The organism is Falsiroseomonas bella (assembly GCF_003173615.1).
In the GTDB taxonomy this organism is placed as follows: domain Bacteria; phylum Pseudomonadota; class Alphaproteobacteria; order Acetobacterales; family Acetobacteraceae; genus Falsiroseomonas; species Falsiroseomonas bella.
The window spans coordinates 928,695-936,858 of the sequence record NZ_QGNA01000002.1 but is presented as its reverse complement, the minus strand read 5'-3'; the positions used below and the strand labels follow the sequence as shown (position 1 = coordinate 936,858).

Genomic DNA, 8,164 nt, shown 5'->3' with positions numbered 1-8,164 from the left:
GACCCCAACCAACACAAACACCAACAATCTCCATCCGGCCACCCTTCCCACCGCATAACCCCAAAGGGCCACGCGAACAGGCAGAGCAACCAGAAATACTCCCCTCGCAGATGCACAGATTGAAAGAGCGAGGGACGAAGCGACCCGATCCCCTTTCGGGGCACCCGGTGCCGCCTGTCCCGATGCCGCCAACTCGGCGGGGCGCAGAAGTTAGCGGGTTTACCCCGCCGCTTCAAGTGGCCACCGCGTTCGTCGTCGGTGGCGGCTATCTAGTCCTGGGCCCGATGCCTGTCAAACCCCCTCGATGCGATATTCCGTCATCGCTCCGACATCTTGCCCGACCAGCCTGACCCGCAGGTCGCATCGCGCTATCACGGATGCATGGATGGCGTCCCCGAGACCACGCGCCCGGCCGCCTTCGCGTCCGAGATCACCGCCTTCGCGGAAGGCGGGCGGCCCACCGCCACCTTCCTCGAGGGCGGCATCCCCTATTCCGAGAATGCCTTCTGGACCGCCCGCCAGCGCCAAGCGCATCCGATCCACGAGATCAGCTATCGTGCCTGCTTCAAGCCGCAGCTGCCCGCCTTCTTCATCCAGCGCCTGACGGCGCCGGGCGAAGCCGTCTACGACCCCTTCATGGGCCGCGGCACCACGCCGGTGGAAGCGGCACTCCTCGGCCGCCGCGCAGCGGGCAACGACATCAATCCGCTCGGCGTGCTGCTGACCCGCCCGCGCCTTGCTCCCCCCACGCCCGACCGGGTCGCCGCCGCCCTTGCCGCGGTGGATTGGGAGGCCGGCGGAACGGACCCTGCCGAGCTGCTCGCCTTCTACAGCCCGACGACCCTCCGCCGCCTGAACGCCTTGCGGTCCTGGCTCGACCGCCACGCGCCGCTGACAGAGGACAACCCGGAGCCGGTCGCGGACTGGATCCGCATGGTCGCCCTGAACCGCCTAACGGGCCATTCGCCCGGCTTCTTCTCGGGCTACACCATGCCGCCCAACCAGGCGGTCTCCGTCGCGGCGCAGCGGCGGATCAATGCGCGGCTCGGCCAGACCCCGCCCGCCCGCGACGTCGCCGCCCTCATCCGGAAGAAGACCCGCGCACTGCTGGCGAAGCCCCTGCCCTCCCCGGTCCTGCCCTTCCGCCTCACCACCGGCCCGGCCGAGCGTAACCCGGCGATCGCGGACGGCACCGTCGCGCTGGTCGTCACTTCGCCCCCCTTCCTCGACGTCGTGCAGTATGCCGAGGACAACTGGCTGCGCTGCTGGTTCGCCGGCATCGACGCGCGCAGCGTGCCCATCGCGCGCCACGCCAGCCCCGCCGCCTGGCAGGCGATGATGCGGGATGTGCTGGCGGAGATCGCGCGCGTGCTCCGCCCCGGCGGCCATCTCGCCTTCGAGGTCGGCGAGGTGCGCAACGGGACGGTGCTGCTGGAGCGCCTGGTCTGGCAGGCCGCGGAGGGGCTGCCGCTCGATCGGCTCTGCGTAATGGTGAACCGGCAGGATTTCACCAAGACGGCGAATTGCTGGGGGGTGGCCAACAATCGGCGCGGCACCAACAGCAATCGGATCGTCGTCATGCGGCGCCGCTGACGCGAGGGAGCATTTGGCAAGGCCCGCCGGCCGGCCTAGCCTCGGCTGGCAGGAGGACACGCCATGCGCACCGTGAAGGACATGCTCGCCGCCGCCAACGAGGCCGTGCCGCGGATCAGCGCCACAGAGGCCCAGGAGCTCGCCGCGCAGCCGCAGACCGTGCTGCTCGACGTGCGCGACGCCGCCGAGGTGAAGGCCTCCGGCAAGGCCAAGGGCGCGCTGCATGTCTCGCGCGGGCTGCTCGAGTTCCGCGCCGACCCCGAATCCCCGCTGCACGACGCGGCCTTTGACCGTGCCAAGACCATCATCGTCTACTGCGCCTCCGGCGGGCGGTCCGCGCTCGCCGGCAAGACCCTGAAGGACATGGGCTACAAGGACGTGCGCAATCTCGGCGGCTTCAAGGACTGGGTCGAGGGTGGCGGCGAGGTCGAGAACGCCTGACCGGCGCTACTTCACCCGCCGCACCGTCACGGGGCCGGCGACCAGCCGCTTTCCCTCGCGGGTCATCACCATGGCGATCTGCCCGGCCGTGATGCTGACGCGCCCGTCCGCTTCCTCGGTGTAGGTGCCGGGGACGGGCGGCGCGCCGGGCGCGGTGATCACCACCCGCGTCCGGTCGAGGAACTCGATCTTCACCATCTCACCCTCGTAGATCCGTCCGCGCAGCGGCCCCGCCTCGGCACGGTTCAGCGCCGCCAGGATCGCGGCGCGGCGCTCCTGCGCGACGGCGGCGAAGCGCTCCTTTTCCGCCGCGGCGGAGGCCGGAAGCGCGGCGACGCCGGGCAGCACGGTGCGGTCGAGTGTCTCCAACCCCTCCTCGCTCGCCGGCAGGCGGGCGAGTTCGGCACGGAAGCCGGGCAGCGCTGCCTCCGCGATGCGGGCGCGCTGGGCGGCGGCGTCCTGCTTGAGGGACGTCGCGGCCTCGGCGGGCAGCACGTCCAGCAGCGCGGCCGGCAGAAGCTGGTCCAGCGCGCCGAACCCTTCCGGCGTCCGCGGCACCGCGCCGATCCGTCCGCGCAGCTCCGCCGCGACCGCCGTGCCGAGCTCCGTCCGCTTCGCCGCGGCCGCCGTGGTGATCTCGCGCATGCCCTCCGGCCCGACCGCGGCGAAGAAGGCCGGGTTGGGCGAGAGGGTCTCCAGCTGCTGAAGGCTGCGCAGCGAGGCCGGCTGCGGCGGAAGGCTCGCAATGCCGGCCAGAATTTCCTGCACCAGCGCGGCGCCGACTTCGGCCCGCTTGGCGCGCAGCGCGGCGTTCACCGCCGCCGCGCCCTCGGCCCCGAGCGGCTGGGCATACTGGCCGTTGAGCTGCTGCTGGATGCGCACCAGCATCTGCGCCCCCACGATGTTGCCCGGCGCCGCGGCCACCTGACCGAGCAACTCGTCGCGCAGCGCGGCGCCGATCGCGGTGCGACGGGCCGCCACGGCGGCCTGCAGCGCCCGCGTCTCGGCCTCGCCGAGCGCCGGCGAATACTCCGCCAGCAGCTGCTGCCCCCGCCTCTCGAGCATCTGCAGGCCGGCGAGGGTCGCCGGCACCTCCTCGAGCTCCGCCGCCGCGGCCTGCCGCAACCGGGTCCGCAGGGCCGGCACGCCATCGGCCGCCGGACGTATCAGCGCCGCGACCTCGGCCTGCGGGATATCGCGCAGCGCCCCCATCAGCGCGCGCGCGTCGTTCCGCGCCGGGCCGCTCAGCCCGCTCGCCGCGCGGTTCGCCTGGGTTGCGGCATCGGCCTCTGTGCCGATCGCCGCGGCGGCCTCGAGGAAGCGCACCAGCGCGACGGAGGGCGCGGCCTGCGCCAGTTCGCCGAGCGTCCTCGGCACGGCCGCGCGCGCCTCGGCGAGCGCCGCCAGGTAGTTCGGCACCTCGCGCCCGGCCTGGATGCGCAGCGTGCCGAGCACGCCGCTCGCCTCCCGGTTGCCGCCGCGGCGCAGCGTATCGGCGCAGGCCGCGAAATGCGGCGCGAGCGCCTTCGCCTCCTCCGGCGTCCAGTCCAGCACCGGCTTGCCGAACAGGGCGGCGGTGCGCGGATCGGCGAAGAGCGCGTTGAACCGGTCCCGCCCGCCCAGGCCGAGCTCGTTGGGCGCCCAGCCTTCCCGCCGCTCGAAGCCCTCTGTCCAGGTCGCCAGCGCCTCGCAGGACGGTTGCGGCAACTCCGCGCGCGCGGGCGCGGCGAAGAGGGCGAGCAACAGCAAGGCCGGAAGGGGAGCGCGGCGGGACGGAGGCAACAGGGATTCCTTTCGTGACCACATCGGCAGCCATCCTGAACGGGACGGCCACGTAGTCTGTAACGATCGGAAGCTTCGGGTCGACCCAGCAAAGGGCTGACTCGCGCCCGCGTGATCACGGCAGCGACTCGAAGCTGGATCAAATCTTTCGCTTAGTGCATAATATTGAAGCGTGACACCGCCACCCCCCGACGGGAGATCGCCATGGCATCCATCCCCCGCCGCGGCCTGCTGGCCGCCGGGTTCACGGCACTTGCGATGCCTGCGCTGCCCGCGGCCGCGATGCAGCGCCCGGGCGACCGGCGCCGCGCCATCTGGATCCGCAACCAGGCGGGCGAGGAGGTTCGCGCCGCCTACATCCGCGCCGATGGCCAGGTGGACTGGCAGGTCGTGGCACGCCTGCAGCGTGTGTTCCGCGACCTGCGCCAGAACGCCACGGGCCCGATGCCGGTGCTGCTGCTGGACAAGCTCGGCCAGATCCAGGGGCGCTGGGGCTTCCACCGGCCGCTGATCCTGCTCTCCGGCTACCGGACGCCGCGGACCAATTCCTCGCTGGAAGGTGCGGCGCGGAACAGCCGGCACCTCGAGGGCCAGGCGGCGGACATCCAGATCCCGGGCGTGCCGCCGGCGCAGGTGGCGGCGGTCGCGGCCGAGGTCTCGCGCCACAACATGTTCATGGGCGTCGGCACCTATGGCGGCTTCGTCCATGTGGATATCGGGCCGCTGCGCGGCTGGCGGGGTGCGGCGCCGGCCACGAGCTGAGCCGGTGCGGCCCGGGCCGTGTTCCGCTGGACCGGAAGGCCGCGCCGTCAGGCCGCGATCGCCACGCCCGGCCCGGCCGCCCGCAGGAAGCCATCCGCGACATGGGCGGCCAGCGCATCGGCCGCCGGCACGCCGAGCGACGCTTCGTGCCGCAGCAGCACGATGCCCATCTCGGGCAGCGCCGGCAGGCCTTCCGCCTCGCCCATCCAGGCCAGCCCCTCGGGCAGGGTGCAGGGCGTGCTGACGGTCAGCGCCAGCCCGGCCAGCGCCACGGTGAAGCACCCGGTCTGGGTCGCGGAATTGTAGGTCACCCGCGCCGCCCTGCCCTGCATCCGCAGCGCGCTGAGCGCCGCGCTGCGCCAGGTGCAGAAATTCTCGGGGCGGGAGAGCGCGAGCGGCAGGGGCTCGCGCCGATGCACGCCATGCGTCGGGCTGCCCACCCAGCGCAGCGGGCCGCGCCAGATGCGCTGCGCCGGCACATGCCGCGGCTCCTGCCCCTCGCTCAGCAGCGTCAGGTCCAGCCGGCCCTCCAGGAATTGCTGCGCCAGCACGTCGGAGTTCAGGCACACCACCTCGAGCTCGACGGCCGGGTGCGCCTCCGCGAAGCGCGCGAGGATCGCGGGCAGCCAGTTCAGCGCATAGTCGTCCGGCGTGCCGAGCCGGACCGTGCCGACCATGGGCGGCGCGCGGAAATTGCCGACGATCTCATCGTTCAGCGCCAGCATCGCCCGCGCACGGTCGAGCAGCCACATCCCCTGCGGCGTCGGCTGCACGCCCTTCGGGGTACGCACCAGCAGCGGCTGGCCGAGCGTCTCCTCCAGCCGACGGATCTGCATGGAGACGGCGGATTGCGTGCGCCCCACGCGCTCCGCGGCGCGGGTGAAGGACCCCCCCTCAGCGATCAGCACGAAGGCGCGGAGCAGATCGGGGTCTAGGCCGGGCGGCAGGGCGAGCATGGCGTCAACATCAAGACGGCTGATACGCAACGTCAAGACAATTCGTTTTACTGATGCCTGCCAGGGGGTGATGGTCCGGGCCTCCATCGAGGAAAGGAACCCCAGCGATGTCCGGCCATGTGCTCACCCGCCCCGTCCTGCGGCGCCGCCAGCGGGTCTCGGCTGGCTGGCTCGCCTGGTTGGCCGCCGCCATGCACGCCATCGAGAGCCGCCGTCGCCTGGCCGAGATGGACGACCGCATGCTGCAGGATATCGGCATCAGCCGCGCCGACGCGCTGGAGGAAGCCGCACGGGCGCCATGGGACCTGAAGCCGAACCTCCCGGGCCTCAACGCCCCCTGGCAGATGCGCTGAATCGCGGCGTGGCGCCGGCACCGCCGGCGTCACTCCGTGCCGCTCTGCCCGTCCCGCGCCTGGTTCGGCAGCCGCCCGACGGTGCGCAGCCGCACCGTCGCGGTGCCGTCCTCGATCATGTCGAGCTGCTCCGCGGTGTGCGGCGAGACATCCAGGATGCGGCCGCGGGCGTAGGGCCCGCGATCCTCGATCACCACGACCTGCCGCGTGCCGTTCTCCAGGTTGGTCACCTCCACCACCGTGCCGAGGGGCAGGGTGCGGTGGGCGGCGGCGTTGGAGCGCGGGTCGAAGCGGTCACCATTGGCCATGCGCCGGCCGGTGAAGCGGTGCGGGTGGTAGTAGGAGGCCTCGCCGCGCTGGACGGCGGGGGTTCTCGATCGCTCCGCGGCGGCGGCGACGCCGGGGCCGAGGAGCATGCTCAGGATCAGCAGGGAGCGCAGCATGGCGGGGGGACGCGAAGCCGCCAGCAGGGTTGCCCGACTCTCACGCCCTCGTCAGCGCGGCGCGATGCGTGCGGCTTCCGCCAGCGCATCGCCGATGCCGAGCAGGAAGACTTCCCGCTCCCCTCTCGCCAGCCCATCCAGGTCCACCCCCGAGAGCGCTGCGAGCAGCGGCGCCGCGCCGGGCTGCGGCACGGCAGTGACCAGGCCGAGCAGCCGCCCCTGCCCATCCAGCGCCGGCCCCCCGGAATAGCCGAGCAGCGCACCGATCCGGGCGGTGAAGCCCGGCCCATGGCCGGGCAGCGTCGCGGCCGGGATAGCGACGCGCCCCGCCACCACGGCAGGCCCCGCCGCCGGCGATCCGGCGGCCCAGAGCGGATCACCTTCGGCCGGCGACTGCGGCGCGGGCTGCGCCGGGGCAAAGACCGCCGGCACCTCCAGCACCGCCAGGTCCATGCGGTCGCTGCGCGCCAGCAGCCGCGCCGGGCCGGATGCGGCGCCGTCGCCACGCCGGAAGGCAAGCTGCTCGACCCCTTCCGGGATCACATGCGCATTGGTCAGCAGCCGGTCCAGCGCGACCGCGACCGCCGAGCCCAGCGGCAGGCCGGTGGCGCTCAGCCTGGCGAAGCCCTGGGCGGCGACGGCCTCGGCCGGTGTGCCGCGCGCCTCCTCGGCCGGCAGCCGGGCGCAGGCGCCGAGCAGCGCGGCCGCCAGCAACGCAACGGAAAGGCCGCGGCGGCAGGCTGGGATTGGGACGACTCGCATCGGGAGACCTTCGGCAGGACGCAGCGCCAGTGGAGACGGCCAATTCTTAAGAAAGCGTTGACGCTTGGGGTGGGCCGGATGGGTTGTTCGGATAATCTTGCGGAACAACAGTCCAAGTATCTGTTTTTTCAATAATCCACAGCAAAATCCGCGCCCCGCAGCCGCAAACCGCTTGACCCGGGGCGCCGCGTTATCAGAACATATAGCGAACATCGGCCCCGCCCCATGGACCCCGACCCCACCCCCTACCCGCTGCCGCCCGAGCCGCTGCCGATGGACCGCCCGGCCCTGCTCGCCGCGCTGCGCGCCCGCATCGGCCGGCTCGAACGCGCCGGCGCCGCAGCCGCGCTCGCCCGCAGCCAGGCAGGGGTGGTGAGTTTGTCCGAAAGCCTCGACGCCCACCTCCCCGGCGGCGGCCTCGCCCGCGCCGGGCTGCACGAGATCCTCGCCGGCGAGCCCGGCGCCGCCGCCGGCTTCTGCGCCGTCATCCTTGGCCGGACAGGCGGACCTGTCCTCTGGATCGGCCCAGACCCCGACGCCTGGCCGCCCGGCCTGATGCGCTTCGGCCTCTCCCCCGCCGAGCTCGTGCTGGTCCGCGCGCCGCGCCCCACCGACGGGCTCTGGGCCATGGAGGAAGCGCTGCGCTGCCCGGCGATCGGCGGCGCCCTGCTGAGTTTGTCCGAAATCGACCTCACCGCCGCCCGCCGGCTGCAACTCGCCGCCGAGGCCGGCGGGGCGCTCGGCCTCCTGCTCCGCCCCGACACCGAGGATGCCGGCCCCTCCGCTGCCCTCACCCGCTGGCGGATCAACGCATTACCGGGGGACTCTGGCAGTCCGCATCAACTGGGCGACCCGCGCTGGCAACTCGACCTGCTCCGCTGCCGCGGCGGCGCGCCCCGCAGCTGGACCGTCACCTGGCGCACCACCACCGACCGCCTCGACACCGACGCCGACACCACGCCCGCGGCCACCCCGCGCCGCCGCCGCGCATGACCCGCCGCCGCGCGGCCCACCCGCCGCGGCTGCCGCTGCCGGGGCTGGGGCTGGATGACGAGCGGGGTGCGCGGGTGGC

At 73.1% G+C, this 8,164-nt stretch carries 9 protein-coding genes; 5 read left to right on the top strand and 4 right to left on the bottom strand.

Annotated elements, in window-relative coordinates; genetic code table 11:
• Positions 1–381: 381 nt before the first annotated feature.
• Positions 382–1,593 carry a DNA methyltransferase gene (locus DFH01_RS12675; protein WP_109870772.1) on the top strand — a complete coding sequence of 404 codons (1,212 nt, stop codon included), beginning with the start codon at positions 382–384 and terminating at the stop codon, positions 1,591–1,593.
• 63 nt (positions 1,594–1,656) lie between these two features.
• Positions 1,657–2,034: a rhodanese-like domain-containing protein gene (locus tag DFH01_RS12670; RefSeq protein WP_109870771.1), complete on the top strand. Its 378-nt coding sequence runs from the start codon at positions 1,657–1,659 to the stop codon at positions 2,032–2,034.
• Positions 2,035–2,040: 6 nt separating this feature from the next.
• On the opposite strand, the gene DFH01_RS28200 is transcribed toward DFH01_RS12670, so the two are convergent.
• Entirely contained in the window at positions 2,041–3,783 is a 1,743-nt protein-coding gene (locus tag DFH01_RS28200) for a hypothetical protein (RefSeq protein ID WP_158287738.1), read from the bottom strand.
• 237 nt (positions 3,784–4,020) lie between these two features.
• Between DFH01_RS28200 and DFH01_RS12660 the strand changes: the two genes are divergently transcribed.
• Positions 4,021–4,578 (top strand): YcbK family protein, encoded by a 558-nt coding sequence (locus DFH01_RS12660; protein ID WP_109870770.1) that lies wholly within the window; start codon positions 4,021–4,023, stop codon positions 4,576–4,578.
• Positions 4,579–4,625: 47 nt separating this feature from the next.
• Here DFH01_RS12660 and DFH01_RS12655 read toward each other — a convergent pair whose 3' ends face one another.
• Positions 4,626–5,534 carry a LysR family transcriptional regulator gene (locus tag DFH01_RS12655; protein WP_109870769.1) on the bottom strand — a complete coding sequence of 303 codons (909 nt, stop codon included), beginning with the start codon at positions 5,532–5,534 and terminating at the stop codon, positions 4,626–4,628.
• 107 nt (positions 5,535–5,641) lie between these two features.
• On the opposite strand from DFH01_RS12655, the gene DFH01_RS12650 reads away from it, so the two are divergent.
• A complete protein-coding gene (locus DFH01_RS12650; protein ID WP_109870768.1) occupies positions 5,642–5,887 on the top strand; it encodes a DUF1127 domain-containing protein in 246 nt (81 codons plus the stop codon).
• 29 nt (positions 5,888–5,916) lie between these two features.
• Here the strand turns inward: DFH01_RS12650 and DFH01_RS12645 are convergent, their stop codons facing one another.
• Positions 5,917–6,330, bottom strand: a complete 414-nt coding sequence (locus DFH01_RS12645) for a septal ring lytic transglycosylase RlpA family protein (protein ID WP_109870767.1) — start codon at positions 6,328–6,330, stop codon at positions 5,917–5,919.
• Positions 6,331–6,381: 51 nt separating this feature from the next.
• On the bottom strand, positions 6,382–7,092 hold the full coding sequence (locus tag DFH01_RS12640; RefSeq protein WP_146217049.1) for a S1 family peptidase: 711 nt from the start codon (positions 7,090–7,092) through the stop codon (positions 6,382–6,384).
• Between the two features lie 225 nt (positions 7,093–7,317).
• Here DFH01_RS12640 and DFH01_RS12635 point away from each other — a divergent pair, with 225 nt between their 5' ends.
• Positions 7,318–8,085: an ImuA family protein gene (locus DFH01_RS12635; RefSeq protein WP_109870765.1), complete on the top strand. Its 768-nt coding sequence runs from the start codon at positions 7,318–7,320 to the stop codon at positions 8,083–8,085.
• Positions 8,086–8,164 lie beyond the last annotated feature (79 nt).